Here is a 25,418-nt window from a genome sequence, read left to right on the forward strand (position 1 = left end):
AGTATTGAATGGTCTTTACGCGCCGCCTTGCGTGGCTTTTGACGCCTGCGCCGCGATGCCGCGCCACCAACGTGTCAAGCCGCACAAACGGTATCCAGCGCAAGCCATAGAATTGTGGCCCACGCGTGAGTCAAGGCCGGACAATGATGGATCTACTGCACCAACTGCCGCGCATCAGCAGCGAGCGCTCGCCTGACACCCTTGCGCTGAGTGCCGCTGATCAGACAATCAGCTACGGCACGTTGTCGGAACGCATCGCGGCGTTCAGCAACGGGCTGATGGATCTTGGCCTCTCGCGCGGCGAGCGCGTCGGCGTATGGCTCGACAAGCGCATCGAAACAGTGGTCGCGAGCTTCGGCACAACCGCTTCGGGTGGTGTATTTGTCCCGATCAATCCTTTGCTCAAACCGGATCAGGTCGCCTATATCCTGCGCGACTGCAACGTTCGGGTTTTGGTGACGAGCAGCGAGCGAGCGGCCTTGCTGACCAGCGCTTTGAAAGCGTGTCACGACCTGCGGCATCTCATTGTCATTGGGCGCCCGCCCAGCGAGGTCAGCTCCTATGCGACCCACGACTGGGAAGCCGTCTGCGCAGCCCCGGCCAAAACGGCCCATCGCGTCGTGGACACAGACATGGCCGCAATCCTCTATACCTCTGGCAGCACCGGACGCCCCAAAGGCGTGGTGCTTTCTCACCGGAACATGGTCGCCGGAGCCAAGAGTGTCGCCAGCTACCTGCAGAACAATTCGGATGACACCCTGCTGGCAGCGCTTCCGTTATCGTTCGATGCCGGTTTCTCGCAGCTGACCACCGGTTTCTTGTCCGGTGCGCGCGTCGTCCTGCTCAATTACCTGATGCCGCGGGACGTGGTGAAAGCTCTTGAGCGCGAACGGATCACCGGCCTCACCGCGGTGCCACCGTTGTGGATCCAGCTGACGCAGCTGGAATGGTCGGAATCGATCCGTGAACATCTGCGGTACTTCGCCAACACCGGCGGGCGGATGCCCCTTGAGACACTCAAAGCCTTGCGCAACCGGGTGCCGGCGGCAAAGCCGTACCTGATGTATGGTCTGACCGAGGCCTTCCGAGCAACCTACCTTCCCCCGGAAGAAGTGGATCGGCGCCCGGACTCGATCGGCAAGTCGATCCCAAATTCGGAAGTCATGGTCTTGCGCGAAGACGGTACGCCGTGCGCGCCGAACGAACCGGGCGAACTGGTTCAGCGTGGCGCCTTAGTCGCAATGGGCTACTGGAATGACCCGGAGAAGACTGCCGAGCGTTTCAAGCCATTGCCCGTTGGTGTTGGGGGGCGGGAAGCGGGTCTCGTTCTGCCAGAGATCGCGGTGTTCTCTGGTGACACGGTACGGATGGACGAAGAGGGCTTCCTCTACTTCATCGGCCGCCGCGACGAGATGATCAAGACATCCGGGTATCGTGTCAGTCCAACCGAGGTGGAAGAAGCCATCTACGGCACGCAGCTCGTGGGCGAGTGCGCGGCGTTCGGCGTCGAGCATCCGACCCTTGGCCAGGCGATCGTCCTGGTGGCGAGCGCTCCGGCAGGTGGTGCGCTGGACCAGACAACACTGCTCGCGGAATGCCGCGCACGTTTGCCAGCCTGGCAAGTTCCGGCCCACATCGTGGTGCGCGACGGAGCATTGCCACGGAATCCGAATGGCAAGATCGACAGAAAGTCGCTCTCGGGTGAATTCGAGGGAATCTTTACCGGAGCCCGTTCATGAGCGACGCTCGTGTGCCCCCGCGCCATGCGGCCATGAACCAGTTCCCGGTCGCGGGCGGTGAACTGCAGCTTGGCGGGGTTCCGCTCTCACGTCTTGCGGCACGCGTCGGACAAACCCCGTTCTATGCCTACGACCGAAACGCCCTAGCCCGACGGGTGGACGAATTGCGAAGCGCATTGCCGCATGGCGTGCAATTGCATTACGCGATGAAGGCCAACCCGATGCCGGCTCTGGTGGACTTTCTGGCGGTGCGGGTCGATGGCATTGACGTGGCCTCTGGGCGCGAAATGCGGGTAGCGCTCGACAGCGGAATGAACCCGCAGGAAATCAGTTTCGCCGGCCCCGGCAAGAGCACCGCGGAGTTGGCACAGGCGGTGGCCGCCGGCGTCTTGCTGAACGTGGAGTCGTCGCGCGAGGTCAGACTGCTGGCAGACATCAGCGCACAAAGTGGATGGCCTGCACGCGTGGCGGTGCGCGTGAATCCGGATTTCGAGTTGAAGAGTTCGGGCATGAAGATGGGCGGCGGCCCGAAACAGTTCGGCGTCGATGCGGAGTCGGTCCCCGCACTGCTTGCGGAAATCGGGCGCCTTGGGCTGTACTTTGAGGGCTTTCACCTCTACGCCGGCTCCCAGAATCTGAAACCGGAATCCATCGTCGAGGCGCAGCGTAAGAGCTTTGACTTGTGTCTGCGGCTTGCGGCCGACGCGCCCGCTCCGGTTCGAACCTTCAATCTGGGGGGTGGATTCGGGATCCCCTACTTCCCCGGCGATGCGCGGCTCGACCTCGCACCTATCGGCGAAAACCTTGCCGCGCTTCAATCAGAAGCTGCTTCGAAAGCGCCGGGCGCCCAGCTTGTCATCGAATTGGGGCGCTACCTGGTGGGCGAGGCTGGGGTCTATGTCTGCCGCGTTATTGACCGCAAGGTCTCGCGTGGCCAAGTGTTTCTCGTCACCGACGGGGGGATGCATCATCACCTCGCGGCGTCGGGGAACTTCGGGCAGGTGATCCGCAAGAACTACCCGGTTGCCATCGGCAACCGGATGGACTCAACCGAACTTGAAACCGTCACTGCAGTGGGGCCACTGTGCACGCCGCTCGACCTGCTCGCTGACCGTATGGAGTTGCCCAAGGCGGATGAGGGCGATCTCGTGGTGATCTTCCAGTCCGGGGCCTACGGCCCCACCGCCAGCCCTCAGGAATTCCTGTCTCACCCGCGTACCGTCGAGGTTCTTGTATGACCGCCCGCATGAATCGGCTGGTCTGCCGCTTCGACCCGACCGCGATTGACCCGACACAGGATTTCGCACCTACACCAGGCGGCGATCTCACGATAGACCGCAGGGGGCTTTTCCTCGAAGCAAGCGGCGCCGACATCCGTTTCGCGATCTCTGCGCGCCAGTTACTCGTGTTGTTCGGACGCCCCCATGCCCGTGAGTCGGGTCTGGATGCGGCGCTGAAGCGCGAAGGCCCTGGCGCCTTGCTGGCCGGCATGGGAACGTCCCCGGCAACGCTGGCCAACGCGCTGGGCGGCCGATTCGCCCTGCTCTGGATCGACCTGGACAAATCATGCATCGCCGGTCTGACCGACCGGTTCGGAACGCATCCAATCTGCTGGTCTCGCGAGGGCGGCGCCTTGCTGCTGGGCTCGCGTGCAGAACTCGTGCCACGCGCCGCACGCGAAGTCGATCCGCAGGCGATATTCGATTTCCTGTACTTTCACGTCATCCCAGCGCCGCGCACGATTTTCCGCGGGACGCTTCGGCTTGAGCCCGGCCACCTGCTGACCGCGGACCGCACAGGACAGCGCGATGTTGCCTGGTGGCAGCCACGTTTCACACAAACGCCGGTAAGCGATCTGCCCGCATTGGAAGCACGCTTCCGCGATGGCATTCGAGACGCAGTCGCTCGTGAGGTGGCAGGAGACGCCCGCACAGCAGCCTTCCTCTCGGGCGGTACCGACAGTTCCACCGTCATCGGCATGATGAAGGCGGCAAAGGAAGGGGCTCCGCGGGGCTACTCGATCGGTTTCGATGCCGCGGGTTACGACGAAATGGAATACGCGCGCATCGCCGCACGTGCCTACGGCGTCGATCACCGTGAGTACTACATCACCGCGCAGGACTTGGTACGCAACATTCCGGCAGTGGCCGCCCATTACGACCAGCCATTCGGCAACTCGTCCGCGCTCCCCGCCTTCTGCCTTGCTCGACTGGCAAGGGAAGACGGCTACGACAAGCTGCTTGCCGGCGACGGGGGTGATGAACTCTTTGGCGGCAACTCGCGTTACGCGAAACAGAAGGTCTTCGAGATCTACCGCGCGATTCCTGGCCTCCTACGCGCAGGACTGCTCGATCCAATTGCCAGAGCAACCTGGTCACAAGGCGTTCCCGGGCTAGCGAAAGTCAGCAGCTATGTGAAGCAGGCACAGATGTCGCCACTGGCCCGCACCGAGCAATATAACCTTCTGCAACGCCTTGGACGTGACTCTGTGCTGCATCCTGCCTTCGCCGCGCACACGGACGCAGATGCTCCGCTCAGGTTGCGGCGGATGGTCTGGGATGGCATTGCCGCAGATACCGTGCTCGACCGCGAACTTGGTTTCGACTGGCGCTTCACGCTCGCCGACAATGACTTGCCGAAGGTGATCGGCACTACGTCGCTCGCAGGGCTCGACGTCGGCTTCCCGCTCCTGAGCGAGGAACTGCTCGATATTTCGCTCGCGCTGCCCGATCACTACAAACTCAAGGGCTTTCAGCTTCGCTGGTTCTTCAAGGACGCGCTGCGCGACTTCTTACCCGCGGAAATCCTGAGCAAGAAGAAGCACGGCTTCGGGCTCCCGTTCGGGCATTGGGCGCTGACCGACCCGGCACTGAAGCGGCTTTCCGAAGAATCGCTCAACGGGCTGGTCGAACGCCGCTTGCTCAACGGACACTTTGTAGGTGACCTGTTCAGCAAGTTACTGCCCGCGCACCCCGGCTACTACGGGGAGATGGTGTGGATTGGCATGATGCTGGAGCAATGGCTGCGGGCCAACGCACCTCAAACCCGCTTCTGAGCGACTAGACCAGCGGTTCGCCTTCGGGTCGCAGGAGATTGCGGGCGAGTCGCAGCCCGTAGCGCAAGCGTGTCGTGTCCCACGGCGAGAACCGCCGCAACTGAAAGACATCGGCGCCCGGACCAGACGCACCCCACGCAGTTGATACGGCAGCGGCAAATCCCTGCTTGCGAACCAGGGCCACGTGTTCGGCCAGATAGTCGCGACCCGGTTTTCCATTCGGATACGCAAACAGCGTAACTGGCGCGCCGGTGATCTGCTCCAGTGCCGCGCGTCCGTTCGCAATCTCGTCTGCTGCCGCGGACAAGGAAATGCGTGCGAGGATCGGGTGGCTTACGGTATGCGCACCGATGGTGAAGCCTTGGCGGTGCAGTTCGGCGACCTGCCGGCTCGTCATCATCAAGTCAGTCGGTAGCGTCGAACCCGCCGCGCGCGCAACCTCCGCAACCGCAGCCTCACGCGCGGCAGGCTCCAGATACTTGATCTTGTCGATCAATTGCAGGGCAACGCTTCCACGTTGCGCCGGCCCGTTCAGTTCGAAACGCCCCCACTGCGTCGTGTCGAGCACATCAAGTGGTGACCTTCTCACCGCCTCGATCAGACCGTCATTCCACATCCTGCCGCCGTCCAGATAGCCGGAGGCAACGAAGAAGGTCGCAGGCAAACCAGCGCTACGCAACAACGGCGCCGCAACAGTCAGATTGTCGGCATAGCCGTCGTCGAAGGTAATCGCTGCCGCGCGCGCCGGTAGCGTCCCGGCGGCCAGCTGGGCTACCGCTGCTTCCAACGGCAACACATTGAACCAGCGTCGAAGCCACTTCAGGATCTGCGCGAACATCGCTGCATGCATCTCCCCGGGGATCATCGGATCCGGGTCCTGCAACACCCGGTGCCAGATAAAGATCTGCAAACGAGCATTCCGCCCGGCGGGGGACAAGAGACTCAGCCCGGCACGCAGCGTCATGAAATCGCCTCAGTGCGACGTTCAGGCGTTGGAATGACGCCAATCGGGCCGGACGGTTGCCGGGCCCTGCCATGTTCGACCACCCAGCGTCGGGTAACCGCCGTGAGCACCAGCAGGTTGTAAGGCAGATCAAAATACGCAAGACTGAGAAATGCTCCGCCGACCAGGTATCCGATGAGCGCGACCTGGCACATCGACCCAAGATCCGCAGCCCAAAGCGCTTCCGGCACGGCGGCGGCGTGCTTGCGCAGCCACCCGCCGTCCCGCCAGACCAGCGCCCAGATGAGCACGAAAAGGGCAAGCCCGACGAAACCATGCTCCCCGAGAACCTGAAAGTAGATACTGTGCGCGGCATGCACGTCGGTCGGGTTCGGTGCGTACTGCTGAAATACCAGCAACGAGTAGATCTGATAGCCACCGCCAAAGAAGCGGTCGCACGCCAGGTGCCACGCCATCCACCATGCATTGATCCGTCCAAGCGCGGAAGCGTCTTGCTTGTACTCGCCAATCGTGTTCATGCGGCTCATCCATTCCTCCGGCATGAACAACACCAGCACTACCGCAACGGCAGCCATAGCGACGCCACCGGCAACCTTGTTCGGACTGCGGATCCAGAGAAATATGCCCATTGCGGCGATAGCCAGCAACGCACCACGCGAATGACTGCCGACTGCCGCCGCCGCAGTAAGGACCATCGCTACGACGAGAATCCTGCGTGCCCATTTCCGATCGGCAGGTAACTGCATCTGGAGATAGCGCATCAGCGGAATGGTGACGATCAACGCCAAGGCAAGTTCGTTATTGCCCTCGATGAATGACTCAGACGGCCCCCAAACCCTGAAGCTGCCGCCGGTGGCAACAGTAAACAAGCCCCCTTTGATCCCGAAGAACCCTAGAGACAGAACCAACACCCATACCAACCACTTGATCTGTTCTTTTGAGCTCACAAGCATGAGAGCCACCAGAATCATGAAGTCGATCTTCATCACTCGGGTGAACATTTCCCAACTGCGATCGGGGTAGATCGAAAACGGGTAAGTGGCACACATCCATAACATGAAGAGCAACAGCACTACGGCCGACGGTGCAATGAATGGAAGCCGCTTGTCCCGCGTGAAGGCGAGACCGAGTAAGGTACCCCCGGCCATCAGCGCAGCAACGGGAACGTCCTCCAGGCGCCAACTGAGACGATGCGGATTCATCAAGGAAATCCACGTCCAGCCCATAATGCCAATCCAGGGGCGACGAATCGCAGAGAGTGCCAACCCCAGAATCACCAACAAGATCAATGCGTCACGCATGGCTAGCGCCCCCGGGGCCAGAAAATCCAGCCACTCTGGAAAACAGCGACAGTTGTGCTTGTGAGGTCGGATCCCAGCCGAACCCTTCTGCATATCTTCGGACTGCAGCGCGATCCGGGTAACGCGCAAACAAGCGTGACACGCCAAGCGCGATGGAGGCGGCATCGCGCGCCTGCACCAACTCACCCGCCTCGGGCGCAGCAACGACTTCCGGCGTTCCCCATATGTTCGTCGCAACCACGGGTGTGCCACAGGCCATGCTTTCGAGCAGTACGTTCGCCCAACCTTCCCGACTCGACGCCAGAATCAGCGCGTCGGCCGCGCTGTACCAGTCAGCCAGTTCAGCGTTGGGTCTGGCCCCGGCAAAGTGCACCCTGCCTGCCCGGCCGGGTTGCGCTGCCAGTTGCTGCAGGCGTGCCCGTTCTTCGCCATCACCGACAATCACAAGATGCACATCAGGCAGCGAATCGAGTGCTTCGATGGCGAGGTGGTGCCCTTTTCGTTCTACCAGATGCCCCACCGAGAGCAGAATCCGACTAGCGACGGGTAGTCCCAGGCGCGCCCGGCACGTCTCCTGCGATCGCGGTGCAAAACGCACCAGATCCACCCCATTGCGCATGACATGGAGCCTTGCCGGATCGGCCCCGAGATCGCGCAGGACGTCCATCAAGGCCGCACATACGCCGATCGACCCTGATGCGCGCTGCGCCGTCCAGCGAATCATCCGACGCGGAAGCGCATACGCTGGAATCAAGTTCAAATCGGTACCGCGCGCCGTGACCACAAAGGGCTTTCTGAACCATTTGGAGAGTAGTGCGGCCGCGACGCCATCGGGGTAATAGTAGTGCGCGTCAATCAAATCGAAATCGAAGCCGTCACGAATCAGCTTCGCAACGGTCGACCGCGCACCCAGAGCCAAGGTAAGAGGCGCCACGTTCATGCCAACTTTTGGGGGAAGCACATACCGCGGATGCAAGACCTCGATCCCGTTGCGCCGCTCGTGCGCAGGCGTGGCGGCGATCCGAGCCCACTCCCCGAAGCGGGCGGCTGTCGACGGAAACCAGGGAACCGGCGCCACGACACGCGTTTCGACCGCTCCCGACTTGAGCAACTCGCGCAGCCGCGTTTCGACGAAGATCCCGTGGGTTGGTCGAACCTCGCTTGGATACAAGGTCGAGAACAACAGGGTGCGGATCGGACGATTCACGCGCTGACCGGGCGGGCAGTGAGCCGGCTGTAAATGGATTGATAACGGCCGACGCTGTTACGCCAGGTGCGCTCACGCTCCACGAATTGGCGCCCCGCCGCTTTCAGCCTGCCCCAGCTATCGGGGGATCCAAGCAGCCGCGCTGCCGCGTCGGCCAACGCAAAAGCATTGCCTGCGCGAAACAGGATGCCGGTCTCGCCGTCGCGAACCAGTTCCCGATGCCCCCCCACATCCGAGGCCACAAACACGCGCTGTTGCGCCATGGCTTCGAGTGGTTTGAGCGGGGTGACCAGTTCGGTCAGCCGCATCGGATGGCGGGGATAAACCAGCACATCGATAAGATCGTAGTAGCGACCGACTTCCGCATGAGGGACGCGCCCGGTGAAGATCACCTTGTCCGCCAGCCCCATTCTTGACGCCTGCACCTTGAGTTGGGACTCCTGCGGCCCGCCTCCGACAAGCAATACGCGCGCTGCAGGTCGCTGCTTGAGGATGTCCGGCATCGCATCGAGCAGCAGATCAAGCCCTTCGTAGGCGTAGAACGAGCCGATGAATCCGAGCACTTCGGCCCCTTCGAGCCCCAGTTTGCGCTTCAATTCGAAGTCCGCAGCACCACCGGCGGTAAATGCTTCGGCGTCGACGGCATTCGGAATCACGGTCACGCGTTCAGAGGGTATCCCCCGCGCAACGATGTCCGAGCGCAAGCCCTCGCAGATGCAGGTCACATGATCTACGCGCCTAAGGGCCCAGGTTTCAAGCGCGCGCGTAGCGCGATAACGCAGGCTTCCCTCGTGAGTCGTGCCGTGATCGACCGCGGCGTCTTCCCAGAATGCACGTACTTCATACACGACCGGCAAGCCATGCCGGCGGGCCGCCCGGATGCTCGGAATCGCGTTGAGCACCGGCGAATGGGCGTGGAGCACGTCCGGCTTCAACCGTACGATCAGTTCCTCGATGCGACGTTCCAGTTGTCGCATCAATTCAAGCTCACCCAGCAGAGGTTTGCCCGACCAGACCGCCTTGGGAGGCAAGGTGCGGTGGAATGTCAGTCCATCGACTTCCTCGACCATCTCGCGGCAACCCCCCTGCTTCGGCGAAGTGAGGTGGTGGGTCTCCCAACCGAGCCGGCGTTGCTCGCGCAATATCGCCGCCGTACGGAAGGTGTAGCCGCTATGAAGCGGAATCGAGTGGTCAAGAATGTGAAGTATGCGCATGTCAGGTCGGCATTCCGAACGCGGCCGGCCGGGCCGCCTCACCTGCTACGTTACGCAGAAATGCCTCGAACATCAGCAACGCCCAGATCGAAGCGCTGTAGTCCTTCACACCGGATTGATGATCGCTGACCAGATGCTTCAGGTAGGCGGCGTTGAACAGCCCCGTGTCGGCCAGGCGCTCGCCAAGCAGCGCATCCTTCACCCGCTCGCGCAAGGGCCCACGGAACCAGCGCGCCAACGGCACCGCAAACCCCATCTTGGGCCGATACAAAACGTCGTGCGGCAGGTAAGGCTCCATCGCCTTCTTGAAGATGTACTTGCCCTGCACACCGCGCAGCTTGAGGTCAGACGGCAGCGTGGCCAGCCACTCGACCAGCTTGTGGTCCATCAAAGGCTCGCGAACCTCCAGCGAATGGGCCATCGAGGCACGATCCACCTTGGTATTGATATCGCCGACCAGGTAAGTCTTCAGATCGAGGTACTGAATCAGTGCCAGGGGGTCGTCCGTTCCGGCATGGCGTGCGTGGCGATGGAAGACTTCGACCGCGGAATAGCCCCCGAGACGGGCCCGGAAGGCATCGCTGTAAAGCGCCTGGCGCTGGTTGTCGCGCAGTAAGGACATCGTGTGGAAATAGGCTTCCACCGAGTTGCGTGCGAGCGCCTCGAAGGTGGTTTTTGCACGGAATACGCGTGGCGCCCAGTCAGCCTTGGGGTAGATCTTGCCAAGCAGGCCGAACACCGGTTGGCGCACCCCCAGCGGCAAGGCGGCGCGCATCCGCTCTTCCATGACATGCAGACGGTGGCGTCGATATCCACCCAGGCTCTCGTCCCCTCCATCCCCCGAAAGCGCAACCGTCACCCGCTTGCGTGCCAGCTGGCAGACCCGGTAGGTCGGGATCGCAGAACTGTCGGCATAGGGCTCGTCGTACAGTCGCGCCAGTTCGTCGATCAGATCGAAGTCGTCGCTGGCGACTGTTTCCACAAAATGATTGGTCGCGTATCGCTTCGCAACCATCGCGGCAAACTCGGACTCGTTGTACGCCGGGTCATCAAAGCCGATCGAACAGGTATTCACCGGTTCGGGGGAGAGGTGCGCCATGGTGGCAACGACAGCGCTTGAGTCGACGCCGCCCGACAGGAAAGCGCCAAGCGGCACGTCAGCAATCATCCGCAAGCGGACCGATTCACGCAGGCGCGCGACCAGCTCGTCCGCTGCATCCTTTTCGCTGAGTCGGTTGTCGCCAGTGAAACGCACGTCCCAATACGGCGCAGGCTGACAACGCTCATCGCCACGCCGTAGCACGAACGATTCACCCGGCGGCAATTTGTAGGCACGGCGGAATATGCATCGCGGCTCCGGGACGTAACCGAGCGCAAAATAGTCTTCTACGCACTCCGGTTCGATGTCCCGCGGGAATAGCGGATGTGCCAGAAGCGCTTTGAGCTCGGACCCGAACAGAAAGGTCCCGTCGTCCAGGATCGCGTAGAAGAGCGGTTTGACGCCAAGCCGATCGCGCGCAACGAACAAGGACTCGCGCGTGCGATCCCACAGCACGAACGCAAACATCCCCCGGAAACGCGCAACGCAAGCTTCGCCCCAGGCTTCCCAAGCGTGGACAATGACTTCTGTGTCACTGTGCGTGCGGAAGACATGACCCAGCGCCTGCAACTCCGGAACAAGCTCCTGGAAGTTGTAGATCTCGCCGTTGAACACGACGATGACCGATCCATCTTCATTTGCCAGCGGCTGCTGCCCGGATGCAAGGTCGATGATCGAGAGGCGGCGATGGGCAAAGGCCACGCCAGGCTCGAAATGGTAGCCGGCCTCGTCTGGCCCCCGGTGCTGCTGAACGTCCGCCATGCGGACCAGGATCTCGCCCGATAGGTCCCTGCGGCCCCGCAAGTCGAACATGCCCGCTATTCCGCACATGACGGCGTCACCTCTTTCGTTCGCACGCCGCAGCGCACATTTTCAAGACCTCACACATCAATGCCCACCTTCTGAAGCAATCGCGCATAGATTTCGTCGTATCGGGCGACCATCGCGTCAAGACTGAAGGCCGCGTCGATGCGCGCCCTCGCCGCACGCCCGAACGCATCACGCCTTGCCGGATCTACCACAAGGGACCATAGCGCTTGGGCAAGTTCATCGGGAGACAGTGCGGGCACCAGCAGCCCGGTTTCGCCAGGCACCACCAGTTCCGGATTGCCGCCCACCGCCGTTGCAACCACTGCGCGTCCCGAAGACATCGCTTCGAGCACCGTGTTGGAAATCCCCTCCGCGATCGAGGGCAGCACGAACACATCGAAACTGCGCATCACACCGGGCACATCCGCGCGCTCACCGGCGAGCCAGACCCGCGACTCAAGACCCGTTTCACGGACGGCGGCTTCGATTGCGCCGCGCATGCCACCTTCGCCAACGATCACCAGACGCAAGCGTGCATCTCTAGGCGCGATCGTCGCGAACGCACGCACCAGCCCCACCTGATCCTTGACTGCCTGCAGGCGCCCAACGGTCCCGATCACCACAAGCGACGGGTCATTGAAGGGCGAACCATCGAGGGGTTCACGTGCGCTTCGAGCTGGTGCAAAACGATTTGCATCGACTCCGTTGCACACCACGTCGACGCGGCGCGAATTGATGCCCACCCCGTTCGTCAGATACTTCTCCAGCTCCTGCGACAGCGCAATGTAGTGCGTCACGAAGGGGCTGTAGGCGCGTCGGACCCAGCGCGGTTTCGCACGAGACCCATCCGGATCGTCGACATCGCGACCGTGTTCGCCATGAATCCTTACTGGAATGCCCGCCGCCCAAGCCGGCGCGGTCATTTCGAGCGCAGCGAGATTGCGGGTATGAACGATGGACGGTCGCAGCGCCCGCAAGGTCTTGTACATCTGCGGGAAGAGCCTGACGCCTGGCCCCGGCGCCTTGTGCAACTCCACCACTTCAAGGCCGGGCCGCACGATGCGGGCCACGAAGCTCGGGTCGACGTCCGTCAACGAGACGATCGCGTGGCGAAACCGGTCATGTGGCAAGTGATTGATGAGATTGACCATCCCATTCTCAAGGCCACCAACCTTGAAACTGAAGACGACATGTGCGATCAGCGGTGCCATCAATATCTGGGCGTTGCCCGCAGAACGCGTTCAATTTCGGTCCGGTGTTCACGCACAAATGCGTCGACCAGCGGCTTGGTGCTCGTCGCACTATCGGGCTGTAATGCATAGACGAGGACCGCTGCTGAATCGTCTTGGCGGCGAGCAAGGCGATCCTTCATCAGCTCGATCTTCGCCTGCCGTGGATCGGCCGTAATCCGGTCTCCCAACCACATCCATGACCAGATTTCGACCCGATCGGGGGAGCCGAGAACCTGATTGTGGCGAACCGGGATGTCGGCAATTGCCGCAGACTCATCGGCAATCATTCGCCATTGTTTGTCCTCGGCGGTGACCAAGCGGTTATCCCATTGCACCAATTCGCGGCCAGATGTCTGTTGTGCGTAATAGGCAATGAATAGCGTGACCGTCTGATCGCCCTTGCGATAAGCCTTCACCAGGCGAGAGCGCTCGCCGACAAACGTCGGCGTCCAATGGGTGGGCGCAGCATCAGCCACTGCTTGCCAGCCAGGCGCGGCCGCCGGCGCATCGATTTGATAGGCCGGCGCGCCGGGGGTCTCTGTCAGCCAGGATTCGAGCGGCCGCCACACGATAGTGCTCGCAAAGACAGCAAGGCACGCCGCGCCGATACTTGCGGCCGACGCAGCTCGGCTGATCGGCGCCGTGCCGGACAAATCGTTGGATGCATGAGCATCCGGTTCCCGCCACACCGACCCGACCCAGAACAGCGCAAGGATCACGACGCCAAAGAAGAGCCATCCGTAAATCAGGTGATCCACACCCGTCGCAATGGTATTGCCCGATAGATGGCCGAGCATCACGATCATGTAAGCACGCAACCAGTTGGCCACCAGGGGCACCAGGAATGCGGCAATGACAAACAGCAGGCGCCGTCTCGTCGAGCGGTAATTCAGCCACGCGAACAACACCCCCACCATGACCGATGCGATTAGGTACCGGATGCCACTGCACGCCTCAACGACCGACCAGGATCCGCTTGGAATGATGAAACTGTTGCCCTCCCGAAACACCGGGATACCGGTGAGCCTGAGCGCGAAGACTGTGAAATCGGCGGTGTGGTTCATCAGATTCGGCACCAGGAATTCGCCGAATGGAACACCAAAGACGACAAACGTCAGCGGGAATATCGCGCGCCAGGTCAATGCGTGCCCCCAGACCACCCAGACCGCTGAGAAGAGCATGCCCGCCAGCGAGAAATGCGAGACGGCCGCGACGCTGGCACTTTCACCGATCAACCATCCGAACCCGGCCATGGCTAGTGGAATCAGCGCCGACCATGCCGGTCGCACAGGGATCGTGGCCAGATCCCCGCGCATGCCCCAAAGCAACCAGCAAACGATGGGCAGAACGACCAAACCGTGCGCAAAGGTTTGGGAGCGCCACCAGATCGACGCGACTTCGCGCGCGGTGGGGAAAAAGACTGCAACGACGATTGCGAAGGCAATCGCACCGCTGACCACGATGCGGCGCCAGTTTGCGCTGCGGGAGTCGCTGACATCAAAGGCGGCGAACATCGCTTAAAGGGCTCCTTCGAATAGCGAATCGAGTTTGACCAGATGGGCTTCCCAGCTGTAGTCCGATACCACGCGAGCACGTGCGGCGGCGCCGATGGCGCGAGATCGCGCTTCATTGTCAATCACCGACTGCAAGGTATTGGCGAACTCACTGGCAGCATCCGCAACAAGCAATTCAGTGCCCAGCGCGGCATCGATTCCAGTTGCTGCGGCAGAGGACGCGATGACAGGCCGCGCCATCGCCATGGCCTCGAGAACCTTGTTCTGTATGCCGCGCGCAATGCGCAAGGGTGCGACAACCGCTGTCGCATGCTGGAGATACGGTCGCACGTCGGGCACCGACCCAGTTACCCGTATGCCCGCAACATCGGCCAGGGACTTGACCTCTGACGCCGGGTTCATGCCCACCACCCAGAAACTCAAATCCGGATTCGCGCGCGAAACAGTCGGCCAGACCTCGCGAGCAAACCACACAACGGCATCGACGTTCGGCCAGTAATCCATCGCACCGGTGAACACAATGGCCCGCTCGCTTGTGTTGAATGGCGACGGGCGGCCGTTAACCGGCGAGAAATACTCGGCGTCCACCCCGTTGCTCACCGCGTGAACGTGCTTGCCACACTCTGGCGCGAGTTGCCGGAACAACGCAGCTTCCGCCTCGGAAACAAAGGTTACGCCACAGGTCAGCCCCACCGCATGCCGTTCGAATGCCAATAACTTGCCCCCCTCCCGACGGTAAAGCCAGGACAGCGGGCCGCTATGGGTACTTGCGTACTCGGCCCACTTGGCAGAGTCCACATCGCAATAGTCCGCGAGCGTCCGCAAGCCCGGGTTCGCTTCGATGTACTGCATCATCGACGAACAGAAGACCGCTGCCCGGCGAATGCCCTGCGTCGCAATCGTGGTGGAGACCCATCGCGCCAACGACCGATTGCGGTAGTACGCGAGGGTCAGGGCTTCACCCGTCACTAGACCACGCAGGCTCGCAAGGCGAGCAAGGCGCGGCGACAAGCGCTCGCAGTGCACGGCCTCGCACCATTCCAAGAGCGCGTCGGCATGAACCTCATCCGCTTTGTCATCGATGAAGGTCGCGAGAAATACCCGGTAATGCCGCGCATAGTGCTTCAGGAGATTGAACGACCTGACCTTGTCGCCCTTGTTGGGCGGATAGGGAATCCGATGCACCAGGTAAAGCAGCGGCGGCTTCGTCATCTGAAACGCTCAGCCAAGATTGCGTACGATCATCGGCCCGAGCCGATTGGCGACCGCGAGTGGCAAGCGCTGCCAGAGGGCGATGAACGCGCGATACTTTGGATTCATCGGGTTGTTCTGCGGTATGTCCTTGCGTTTGTAGAGCCTGTACTCGTACCCCAAGGGTGCAGGTTCAAAACCCCAGTTCTTCTTGAACGCATAAGGCCCAGTTCCCACTTTGCTGCGGCCGTAGTCGAACACCTTGCAATCCCGTTCGAGCGCGCGCTGCATCAATGACCAGTACTTGAAATCGTTGGCCGCGAGATCCCGGGCCGCCGGCAAATCCCCGGCGTAGTAAGGCAGGATCTCGTCGCGGAAGTAGAAACTGATCACGCTCGACAGCGGCGACCCGGCGGCGGTGGTCACGGTGAGCACTTCACAGTCGGTCCCAAACGCGTCCTGCAAACCGGCAAACCAACGCTTTGCTAGCGCGGGGGTCCCGTGCCGCCGAACATTGTCTGAATACACCGAGAAGAAACGGTCAACGTCGTCATCGCGATGCGCGACGAGTTCATTCTTGATGCCCTTGCGGACCATTGCGCGCTGTTTGCGCGGAATCGCCGCCATGTTTCCCTCTTCTGTCGCCTCAAGCGTCTTTCGAAAGGTCACATAGAGGTCCTGCCGTGGCCAGTCCTGATGCCGACCCAACTGATTCCGGTATTCAAGATGCGCCACGCCAAGTCGCTGCGCCAATGCGTCTGCGGCGCTCTCGAGCGCCATCACCGCTTCAGGATCTTCGCTTGCCACCCCGCCATACACACAGAACGGCAGCGAACAGAGCGAATGGCCAAACAGCCGGCTGCGCACCTCGGCCAAGGGCAGCACACCAACCACCTTGTCACCGCGCTCGGCCATTAAGAAGAACGTTTCGTGACGCTGAAACTCTTCAATCAGATCCTGCCAGGCCGACAGGTGAAAGAAACTGGCGCTGGGGCTTGAGCGCACAAAAGCATCCCAACTGCCGCGAGCAGCACGATCCAGACGTCGCACCTTTACTGGCGACGTTTCGATTTGAATCGTCATTCGATTACGCTTTCGGCAAGAAGACGCGGTCCGCCCTGTCCCACTCGAAATCACCGAGCAGGCGTCGCAGTCGCGACTCCATGTGGTCGAGATTCACGTAGTGGCGAAAGCGCGTGCGGGCATCGGCGGCCGCGACTTTGGGTTGGGCCGGATCGATTTCCCACGGATGGAAATAGAAGATCGCAGAACGATGGTCGCGCTGATTGACTCGCTGAAGCGACCAACGAGAAACGGGATACGGCAACAGCCGGAAGTACCCGCCCCCTGCGGCCGGCCAGTTACGTCCAAGACACCTCACCGTCGTCACCGGGATTTCAAGGAGCCCATTCGAGAGGTAATACGGAAATCTCGGGGAGTCCGGCATTCCGTAGTGATCATGTGCGATCGGATAGACGCTGGAGCTATAGACATGCCCCGTCTCCCGCAACACATCGTGCGCCCAAAGATTCGTCGCGCCGATGGAAAAACTGGGGGCACGGTATCCGCGAATTTCGACGCCGGAAATGTCTTCAAGAACCGCCTTGGCAAGCGAAACGTCGGCACGGAAAGCATCCGCTGTCTGGGCGCTCGCACGTTCGTGTCCGTAACCATGACTGGCCAGTTCATGCCCTTCCATGATGATCAAACGAACCAACTTCGGATAACGTTCAGCGATCCAGCCCAAGGTGAAGAATGTCGCCTTGGTGCCGTACTCATGCAGCAGGCCAAGTATTCTGTCGACGTTGGCTTCAACCCTGCACGGTACGTCATCCCACTTGGCACGGGGAAAATGCGGCGCTAGCGCCGAAACCTGGAAGTAGTCTTCGACGTCGATCGTCAGGGCATTCGTTACCCCAGCACTGACCCGGTTTTCCATCATGATTGGGCCCGCGCGGTCAACCAGGCGTGCAGATGTGCCGCGATGCGCTCGGCGGCACGACCGTCCCACAGCGCTGGCGCACGTCCGGACTTGCCTCCATCACGCAGTATCTGATCCACGGTATCGAGTATCAGCTGACGATCACGCCCCACGAGGGTATTGGTTCCTTCATCAACCGTAATCGGCCGTTCGGTGTTTTCGCGCAAGGTCAGACAGGGCACACCCAAAGCAGTGGTCTCTTCCTGAATGCCGCCGGAATCTGTCAACACTACCCGCGCGGCCGACATCAGCCCCAACATCTCAAGATAGCCTTGGGGGGGCAATTGAACGATTCGCGCGTTCGAGAGCTCACGCAGCAATCCGAATCGCTCAAGATTGGATCGTGTGCGCGGATGAATGGCGAACGCAACGGGAAGCCTCTTGCTAACCTCAATCAGGGTGCCGACCAGCGACGTAAACGTGTCGGCGTCGTCGACATTCGAAGGCCGGTGCAGTGTGACCAATGCAAAACCTTCGTCCGAATCCAACGCATCGCGAGCGTGTCCGCTGGCCGCAAGGGTGCCGGATACGGAAACTGCATTGCCGAGATTGGAGCGCAGGGAATCGATCATTACGTTCCCGACAAAAGCAAAGCGCGTCTCCGGAATCCCTTCCCGGAAAAGATTATCGGCGGCGCCAGCCTCGGTGGTGTAAAGGATGTCGGCGATCTGGTCGGTAAGCACTCGATTGATTTCTTCCGGCATCGCACGATCGAAGCTTCGCAAGCCAGCTTCGACATGCACGACCGGAATTCCTTTCTTGGCAGCCACCAAGGCGCAGGCAATCGTGGAGTTGACGTCACCAACAACCAGTACCGCCGACGCTCCGTGCTGGTCGAGCACCGGCTCGAATCGCTTCATGACTTCAGCGGTTTGAACCGCATGCGTGGCGGAACCGACTTCCAAATTCACGTCGGGGTCGGGCAAAGCAAGATCGCCAAACAACTTCGCGTTCATTGCGTGATCGTAGTGCTGCCCGGTGTGAACCAGAAGGTAGGGCAGCGGCGGCTCGTGTGCGGCAAGCGCCTTCACGATCGGAGCCATTTTCATGTAGTTTGGCCTCGCGCCCACCACGCAGACTATCGGTTTCATTTGCATCCCGGATCAGGCGCCCTGGCGCCCTTCAGCTCTTAGGTCATCATTCGGACTGGCACCGCGCTCCTGCGCCATTCCCAGCAGAGCGCCCAGCACGCGTTCAACCTGCTCGATACGCACCTCCAAACGCGATGCCTGGTAGCCCGCCCCAATTTCCGCGAAACGCTGCGCCAAAGCCGGATCGCCCAGCAAGCCTGACAAAGCGCCCGCGGAAGCGAGATTTATCCCGGCGCCACCAGAGCGCGTCGCAACGCTCTCGGAGCCCGACTCGTCACGCATTTCGGTGACGACATCATCGACATCCGTCGCGCTCACTGCGTGCTTTTCAGCGAGAAATCCCGCAAGCAACACGCGATCACACAGAGTATTGATCCGACGCGGAATACCTCCGGATGCAGCATGAATCACGTCGAAAGCACTGGGCTCAAATCTGGGGTCGGTTTTCCAGCCCACACACCCAAGCCGGTGCTCGACATATGCCCGTGTTTCAGCCAGATCCAGTGGGCCCAGGTGGTAGGAGGCGATCACCCGCTGCCGAAGTTGCTGCATATGCTCGCTCTGCATCGTTTGCCTGAACTCAGGTTGTCCGACCAGAAAGCTTTGCAGCAAGGCATGATCTTCGAGTTGGAAGTTCGAAAGCATCCGAAGCTCTTCCACCGCTCGCGGCGTCAGATTCTGAGCTTCATCAACAATCAACAGCGCCCTCTTGCCCCCCGCCGTGAGCTTGACGAGAAACGCCTCGAGCTGAAGCAGCAGATCGGCCTTTTCAACGTTCTTGGCGGGCAGTCCAAATGACGCGGCCACGAGACGCAGGATGTCATCAGCATCAATTTGGGTGCTAACCAGATGCGCGGCTACAACTTTGGCGGAATCAAGCCGTTGAAGCAGGCTACGGACGAGTGTCGTCTTGCCTGCGCCAACGTCTCCAGTAATGACAATGAAACCTTCGCTCTGGTGAAGCCCGTACTCAAGATAGGCCATCGCGCGACGATGGCCCCTACTCCCGTAATAGAAGGTCGGATCGGGATTGAGTTGGAACGGCTTGGACTTGAATCCGTAGAACGACTCGTACATAGAACCTCAAAAACGAACGCCGAGCGTCGCGGCAATGGAATTCTCGTCGTACTCGCTTACGCCACTGCTAGCTTGATGGCGATAGGAGAGAGAACCGACCGTGCTAGCACTGAACGAAGTGCTGGCAACCAGCGACGCGTCCCGCCGACGTGTTGAACTGACGGAACCCGAAAGACCTTGCCCGTTCGATCTTCCCCCACCGAGGGTCGCAGACAAGCTTGAAACGGGCGTCAGCCGGTGACTGATTACGAGTGTGGCGCCAATGTCCTCGACGTTGTCAAATTGACCCAATTCGTCACCTGGAGCCAGCAAGTTCGGATCGACCAAACGATGGCGCTTGCTGTAATTCACCGAAAGCCCCGCGCTGTCGCGAACACCGATCAGAGCAAAGCTTGCCTGAGCACGCTTTTCAAGATAGTAGCTCTCGGTTACGTAGGTCGTACTGGCGCCAATTTCGGCAGGAAGTCCACGCTGAATCCAGACTTCTGCCGCGCGCCGAAGCCGTTCACTCGGATCGGAGATCGTCTTTGAATAGGAGTCTGCAAACGAAAGCAGCAGCCCAATCAGCTGAGCGCCACCCAAGGTAGAAGACGACGTCGTCACATCCCGCGAAAACGTTACATTTATCGCGCTACGCGGTCCCCGCCAGCTGGCTTCATAGTTATAGCCAGTGCCGAAGAAACGCTGCTCGGTCATACCGGCAACATGCGTCACGGACGACGGCGTCCAGTCGAACCCCACACCATAGATATGTTGTTCCTGGGTGTAGGCAGAACCAAAATCGTTACGTTCATAACCCACGTCTGCACGGAGTTTGAACGTGGAATCTATCGCGTAGATACCGTAGAGGCGAGCGTTGGACAAGTTCGTATCGTTCGCGCCGCTGTAGTGATTGTGCGCATCAGATCCACTGAGCAACCAACCAAACGGATTGGGCGCTGCACCATTGCCGACGGAAAACGTTACGTCTTGGCGCAATCCGTTGCTCAAAACGCCGCTCGATGAATCACTCCAGGTTGCTCGGTAGCGCAACTCTCCAACGACATTATTTCGCCATTGCCATCGGGCATAAGGACTGAGCGAGAGAAGGCGAAGCTCAGTCGTGTTGTTTGGGTCATAGGCGACCCCACTCACCGGCGCACCGAGAGACGAAAGCCGTTCTTGGCTGACACTTGCACTCGCGTCGATCAAGAGCTTCTTTTCGTAGATATCAAACGTACCGGCGCCCAAGAGATTAAGGTTAGTCCGGTTTAGGCTGTCCTCTTTTGCGTACGCGTTGGCGCTCACGCTCGCGCGCAGCGACCCATATGTCGCCCCACTGCGCCCGCTCAATGAAACGCCGGGCTCAACACGTGCCGACCAGTCGCTGACGCGCAGCCCGTCATTGGTGAGTCGCACATTATCGGACCAGGTGAGCCCTAGTCCTACCGACGGTTCAAGCCGAAATGGCCCGGACGCCATCGCGTCAGCCAATCCAGCTGAGGGTGCCCCCCCCAACGGGGACGAGGACGCGTAGTCAATAGCGCTGACGCCTGGAGCCGATCCGAGCGCGACGATGACCAATGCAATGCGCCGCAATCGCGGCACATCCTTATGAAGCCGCCTCGTTCTTGCCGTAGCCATATCCGTAGCCATATCCGTAGACGCCATAGTGGCCAGCAGAAGACTGTTGACGCACCTTGTTCAACAGCATCAGCTTGACGGGACAAGACTCCAGGGTCACCAGAGACTGCTTGACCATTGCGTGAGTTGTGCGCTCGGACTCAACCACAATCACGATTTGCCCCATGTGTGCGGCAAGCGCTCGAGCCTCGGTGGTCACCAGCAATGGCGGGGAATCAAAAATCACGATTCGATCCGCGTATCGCGTGCCCAACTCATCCAACAGAACATTCATTGCATCACTCGCGAGCATTTCAGTTGCGCGCGGCTGGGGCCGCCCCGCCGGCAAGATGCTCAACTTGGCGATGTTCGTATGTAGCATCACGTCGCCAATAGATGCTTCATGCCCTTGCAGGACATCCATCATCCCTGTGGCCGGCGGCAAACCCAAAGCGTTGAGAACGGATGGTTTCGAGACATCCGCATCGACCAACAACACCGTGTGATCCAGTTCCATCGCGATCGAGATCGCCAGATTTATCGCGGAAAAGCTCTTGCCTTCCCCCGGAACCGAGCTCGTAACCATGATCAAGTTGCCGTTCTCAACCGGCGTGGCTCCGCGTCCTTGTGCATTCCGCAGAATCGGGCGCTTGATGATTCGGTATTGCTCAGCAATCGGGCTGTTCGGTGTCGCAGGAGACACGAAACCAAGCGCGCTCAAGCGCTCAAGGTCGATAGTGACCTCCCTGCGCCCATGGTTCGACGTGGCTGCCGGCGCCACCGTAGCGGCGCCATGGTCCAGCGATTTCGAGTGGGCCGCCTTCGCAGCGCTCTCAGGCTTCGCCTCCGCATCTTCCGGTTTCGCCTCAAATTCGGCGCCTTCCACTCCTGCTCGCTTGAGTTGATCAAGTCGTTCGACCGCCTTTTCGATGATGCTCATCTCGGTCTCCTTAAGTCCCAAACGCTCTGAGAACCAAGATTGCAGTCATCAGCGTGAACACGCCGACCAACCCCAGCAATCCGCCCGCGAAGTAGATTGAACGAACACGCTCGCGCCTGGAGCGCACCGGATCCTCAATCAAGGTAACCACACCCAGCACCGGAAGCCCGCTGAGCTCACGCAAGCCTCTTCCATCAAAGAACGTGGGCCGCACCTGAAAGACGAGGAAAGAGACCAGCATCCCGATGAGCAGAGAAACAACACCGGAGACTGGCATCAGCAGAGCACGGTTGGGCGCGGCCGGCTTGCTCGGCACCGAGGGCGGATCAATCAGTCTGAATTCAGCGACGCCCGAAGATGCGTCCATTTCCACCGACATGTTGGCCGCTTCCCGACGCGAAACCAGGCTCTCGTAGTTCTTCTTGTTGATCTCGTAGTCACGATTAAGCTGTGCAAATTCCGCCTCCACCTCCGGCAGCATTCGCTGTGACCCGCGCATTGCATTCAGTCGCGACTCGTATTCCGCCACCCGCGTCTTGAGTGACGCCACATTGGCCTCTGATTCGCTCAGCGACAACTTCAGTTGTTGATACACCGGGTTCGCGCCAAGCGAGCCAGACATACCACCGCTCTTGCGACGCGACTCGACTTCCTGCTTCTTCTGCGCCTCCAGTTGCTCAATGACCCGGCGAGTTCCGACCACATCAGGATGCTGGTCGGTGTAGCGCTGCAGCAGCGCATCGAGCTGTTTCTTCATGGCATCAATGCGCCCGTCGATGTCCGGAATTGATACCCCTGAAGGAGCCTGGCCGGAGTCGGGCAAAAAGACTGGGTCTTCGCCAGCCAACTGTCTGCGGACAGCGTCGCGAGAGTTCTCGACCTCGCGAAGCTCAAGGCGTGCCTGATTCAGCTTCGAGTTAAGCTCTCCGATTTGAGTGACCGCATCCTTGCCAGAATCACCGAAGAGGGCAAGATTCTTTAGCTTGAATTCCTTCAAGCGATTTTCGGCATCAGCGAGTTTTGTCTCGTAGCTCTTGATCTGCTCTTCAATGAACCGACGCGCCTCGTCAGAGTCCTTCCGCTTATCGCCCAGACCGGATTCGACAAAGATGGACACCAAGGCTTGAACGACTCGCTTGGCGCGCTCCGGATTCGTATCCTTGAAAGTGAGTACGAACAGATCGTCCCGCCCAGCGCCAACAATCTGCAGCCGCCCAATCAGATCGTCGATGAGGATCTCGCGCTTCTCTCTTGTCTTGACGTCTAGATCCAGATCGGCCATCCGGATCAGCTTTTCGACGTTCGGCCGGCTGATCAACGTGCGGCTCAGGATCGTCACCTGCTGCTCGACATTCGTCGGGACAGCAAGGCCCTGCATGAGCGGCTTCAGAACCGACTGTGTATCGACAAAGACGCGCGCCCTGGCCTCGTACTTGTCCGGGATCATCATCACGACGACCGCCAGAATCACCCCGCCAATCCAGGCGGCGAGCAATCCCCACCAACGATAGCGCCACATGCCCCGAGCCTGGGCTATCGCGCTCGCAAGAAATTCTTCCAATTTTGGTGCCCTGACGTCGTGAAATCGTTATTTATGGGAGCAGGTCAGAACCAACCCTGAGGGATGATCAGGACGTCACCCGGGCGCATATCCACATTTGCTGATACGTCACCGCGCTTGAGCAGATCTTTCAGGCGAACGCTGTACTGCTTGCCGCCTTCAGCCGTCCTGAGAATGCTGGCCTTGTTGCCATCGGCGAAATCGGTAATGCCCCCGACAGCGATCATCACGTCAAGCAGACTCATCTTCTGCTTGTACGGAAGAATCTGCGGCTTGGCGGCTTCGCCAACAACACGGATCTGCTCGCTGTAAGGCCCCACAAATCCGGTCACGACCACGGTGACAATGGGATCCCGAATGTATTTGGCAAGCGCCTTCTCGATGTCCCGCGCAAGCGTTGATGCATCCTTGCCCATCGCAGGCAGATCCTCAACGAGCGGCGTCGTGATCTTGCCGTCAGGGCGAACCGGCACCGTCATCGATAGTTCGGGGTTGCGCCAGACCACTATATTCAAGGCATCGCCAGCGCCGATGATGTAGTTGTAGTCAGTTGACGCCGCACCGGAAGGCGCTGGCGGATACTGGGTCGCACACGCCCCGAGAAGTAAACTCAGCGCCGTGGCGAACAACATCGCACCAAGGCTAGACATATTGCGAGTCATTGCAGGCCCCTTTTTTGATATGTCCGACAAACGGTATGCGCCGCATGTTACGCCATGGGCTTCGCGGACTGCGCCAAAAATGGCACAGAACATGCGCTGTACGGCGCGCTGCATTGTCGAAAGGTCTGCGCCTCCTAAGAAGCCACTGAGTCGACCCTGCCCGCTGTCTGAATTTCTTACACCACCAATCCGTAACGCGAAATCGAAACGCACAAGACACGATTAACTCTTTTTTTTTCAACAACTTAAGAACTTTCACCCATCCTGGCACGCTGTCTGCTTTATGGGCTGTGAGCGGCAAGCGGGCCGCAGTTAGTGAATCGCTAGGAGATCAAAAATGAAATCGTTCAAGATGGGGGTGCTCGGTGCTTGCGTAGCCCTCGCCTTCAGCGGCGCTGCCTCCGCCTCGCTGATCAATGTCGGCGGAGTGATCTGGGATCCGGACGCTGCGACCGACTATTCAAGCCAGTCGCTCAACATGCGCCAGTTCATCAACACGTCGACTGGCGAACTCTCCGGCTTTGGCATTATCCAGGCTTGGAACGGCACTGGGCCTTCGTCTTTCTGCCCGGGATGCGAAGTGACCTTCCAATTCGGCGGCTACACTCCGGTTGGTGGCGTTATTCTTCCGGCAGTTGGCCAAACAGTCTTTTACAAGAGCGGCTGGACGAAGTTCTATGTCGGCAGTGGTACCGATAAGGATGTAGCGAATCCGTTCGACTACAACGCTCTGACGTGGGCTAACACTGGGAATGGCACGCTGTTCCTGGATCTGCTCGCACATACCGATAGCACGTCTGGCTTCACGCTGACGGGCACGAACGTCGGCGGTATTTTGCTGAGCGGCTTGGGTACCTTTGATGTCATCGGTGGGCTGGCTGCAAGCAACTTCAACACCAATACGCAAGCTGACGGCGCTGACCTGGGCTTCACCACTTCTCTCTCGTTCAAGCGTGGAAGTGTGGCCGACGTTTCCGGCACTGGCAATCTGGTCGGGGATTCAATCCCCGAACCGGGCACGCTCACACTGTTGGGTGCAGCGCTTCTGGGTGCTGGTCTGGCACGCCGCAAGGTACGCTGATAGCCACGAGATAATCGCTATAACGCAAAACGGCCTCAAAAGAGGCCGTTTTTTTGTGTCTGCAGCCTTCACGCAGAAGTATCCGACCCTTGCGAGT

Annotated in this window: 20 protein-coding genes; 4 read left to right on the forward strand and 16 right to left on the reverse strand. The window is 60.1% G+C overall.

All coding sequences use genetic code 11. From position 1 onward, the window contains the following. Positions 1-146: 146 nt before the first annotated feature. Genes GGR36_RS08295 through GGR36_RS08305 form a run of 3 tightly spaced genes read left to right on the forward strand, consistent with a single transcriptional unit; the run spans position 147 to position 4,794 of the window. Positions 147-1,739, forward strand: a complete 1,593-nt coding sequence (locus GGR36_RS08295; RefSeq protein ID WP_242533067.1) for an acyl-CoA ligase (AMP-forming), exosortase A system-associated — start codon at positions 147-149, stop codon at positions 1,737-1,739. Further along, positions 1,736-2,977 (forward strand): pyridoxal-dependent decarboxylase, exosortase A system-associated, encoded by a 1,242-nt coding sequence (locus tag GGR36_RS08300; RefSeq protein WP_183634140.1) that lies wholly within the window; start codon positions 1,736-1,738, stop codon positions 2,975-2,977. Before GGR36_RS08295 ends, GGR36_RS08300 begins: the two co-directional genes overlap by 4 nt. An 8-nt stretch (positions 2,978-2,985) precedes the next feature. After that, the gene (locus GGR36_RS08305; protein WP_183634141.1) at positions 2,986-4,794 is read left to right on the forward strand and encodes an asparagine synthase; all 1,809 of its coding nucleotides are present in this window, start codon (positions 2,986-2,988) and stop codon (positions 4,792-4,794) included. 4 nt (positions 4,795-4,798) lie between these two features. On the opposite strand, the gene GGR36_RS08310 is transcribed toward GGR36_RS08305, so the two are convergent. From GGR36_RS08310 to GGR36_RS08385, 16 genes are all read right to left on the reverse strand, one after another. After that, positions 4,799-5,758: a polysaccharide deacetylase family protein gene (locus GGR36_RS08310; protein WP_183634142.1), complete on the reverse strand. Its 960-nt coding sequence runs from the start codon at positions 5,756-5,758 to the stop codon at positions 4,799-4,801. Continuing rightward, a complete protein-coding gene (locus GGR36_RS08315; RefSeq protein WP_207064272.1) occupies positions 5,755-7,059 on the reverse strand; it encodes a putative O-glycosylation ligase, exosortase A system-associated in 1,305 nt (434 codons plus the stop codon). Before GGR36_RS08315 ends, GGR36_RS08310 begins: the two co-directional genes overlap by 4 nt. Next, the gene (locus GGR36_RS08320; RefSeq protein WP_207064271.1) at positions 7,052-8,266 is read right to left on the reverse strand and encodes a glycosyltransferase family 4 protein; all 1,215 of its coding nucleotides are present in this window, start codon (positions 8,264-8,266) and stop codon (positions 7,052-7,054) included. Before GGR36_RS08320 ends, GGR36_RS08315 begins: the two co-directional genes overlap by 8 nt. Then, positions 8,263-9,480 (reverse strand): TIGR04063 family PEP-CTERM/XrtA system glycosyltransferase, encoded by a 1,218-nt coding sequence (locus GGR36_RS08325; RefSeq protein ID WP_183634144.1) that lies wholly within the window; start codon positions 9,478-9,480, stop codon positions 8,263-8,265. The genes GGR36_RS08320 and GGR36_RS08325 overlap by 4 nt, the downstream gene beginning before the upstream one ends. A 1-nt stretch (position 9,481) precedes the next feature. Continuing rightward, complete coding sequence (locus tag GGR36_RS08330; RefSeq protein ID WP_183634145.1) at positions 9,482-11,410, reverse strand: XrtA/PEP-CTERM system amidotransferase; 1,929 nt, start codon at positions 11,408-11,410, stop codon at positions 9,482-9,484. Between the two features lie 50 nt (positions 11,411-11,460). Then, entirely contained in the window at positions 11,461-12,600 is a 1,140-nt protein-coding gene (locus GGR36_RS08335; protein WP_183634146.1) for a TIGR03088 family PEP-CTERM/XrtA system glycosyltransferase, read from the reverse strand. Continuing rightward, positions 12,600-14,135, reverse strand: a complete 1,536-nt coding sequence (xrtA, locus tag GGR36_RS08340; protein ID WP_183634147.1) for an exosortase A — start codon at positions 14,133-14,135, stop codon at positions 12,600-12,602. Before xrtA ends, GGR36_RS08335 begins: the two co-directional genes overlap by 1 nt. 3 nt (positions 14,136-14,138) lie before the next feature. Further along, the gene (locus tag GGR36_RS08345; protein ID WP_183634148.1) at positions 14,139-15,347 is read right to left on the reverse strand and encodes a TIGR03087 family PEP-CTERM/XrtA system glycosyltransferase; all 1,209 of its coding nucleotides are present in this window, start codon (positions 15,345-15,347) and stop codon (positions 14,139-14,141) included. 9 nt (positions 15,348-15,356) lie between these two features. Beyond that, positions 15,357-16,409 (reverse strand): FemAB family XrtA/PEP-CTERM system-associated protein, encoded by a 1,053-nt coding sequence (locus tag GGR36_RS08350; RefSeq protein ID WP_183634149.1) that lies wholly within the window; start codon positions 16,407-16,409, stop codon positions 15,357-15,359. A gap of 4 nt (positions 16,410-16,413) precedes the next feature. Continuing rightward, positions 16,414-17,268 (reverse strand): XrtA system polysaccharide deacetylase, encoded by an 855-nt coding sequence (locus GGR36_RS08355; protein WP_242533065.1) that lies wholly within the window; start codon positions 17,266-17,268, stop codon positions 16,414-16,416. Then, complete coding sequence (wecB, locus tag GGR36_RS08360; protein WP_420847483.1) at positions 17,265-18,398, reverse strand: non-hydrolyzing UDP-N-acetylglucosamine 2-epimerase; 1,134 nt, start codon at positions 18,396-18,398, stop codon at positions 17,265-17,267. The genes GGR36_RS08355 and wecB overlap by 4 nt, the downstream gene beginning before the upstream one ends. A 12-nt stretch (positions 18,399-18,410) precedes the next feature. Next, complete coding sequence (locus GGR36_RS08365) at positions 18,411-19,475, reverse strand: XrtA/PEP-CTERM system-associated ATPase (protein WP_183634151.1); 1,065 nt, start codon at positions 19,473-19,475, stop codon at positions 18,411-18,413. Between the two features lie 6 nt (positions 19,476-19,481). Further along, positions 19,482-21,125: a TIGR03016 family PEP-CTERM system-associated outer membrane protein gene (locus GGR36_RS08370; RefSeq protein ID WP_338086642.1), complete on the reverse strand. Its 1,644-nt coding sequence runs from the start codon at positions 21,123-21,125 to the stop codon at positions 19,482-19,484. Beyond that, on the reverse strand, positions 21,067-22,017 hold the full coding sequence (locus GGR36_RS08375) for an XrtA-associated tyrosine autokinase (RefSeq protein WP_183634153.1): 951 nt from the start codon (positions 22,015-22,017) through the stop codon (positions 21,067-21,069). Before GGR36_RS08375 ends, GGR36_RS08370 begins: the two co-directional genes overlap by 59 nt. Positions 22,018-22,027: 10 nt before the next feature. Further along, positions 22,028-23,536, reverse strand: a complete 1,509-nt coding sequence (locus GGR36_RS08380; protein ID WP_183634154.1) for an XrtA system polysaccharide chain length determinant — start codon at positions 23,534-23,536, stop codon at positions 22,028-22,030. Positions 23,537-23,622: 86 nt separating this feature from the next. Further along, positions 23,623-24,210, reverse strand: coding sequence for an XrtA/PEP-CTERM system exopolysaccharide export protein (locus GGR36_RS08385; RefSeq protein ID WP_420847489.1), 588 nt, complete (start codon positions 24,208-24,210; stop codon positions 23,623-23,625). Positions 24,211-24,577: 367 nt separating this feature from the next. Between GGR36_RS08385 and GGR36_RS08390 the strand changes: the two genes are divergently transcribed. Next, positions 24,578-25,321, forward strand: a complete 744-nt coding sequence (locus tag GGR36_RS08390) for a PEP-CTERM sorting domain-containing protein (protein ID WP_183634156.1) — start codon at positions 24,578-24,580, stop codon at positions 25,319-25,321. Positions 25,322-25,418: the final 97 nt, after the last annotated feature.

The organism is Niveibacterium umoris, from assembly GCF_014197015.1.
GTDB lineage: Bacteria > Pseudomonadota > Gammaproteobacteria > Burkholderiales > Rhodocyclaceae > Niveibacterium > Niveibacterium umoris.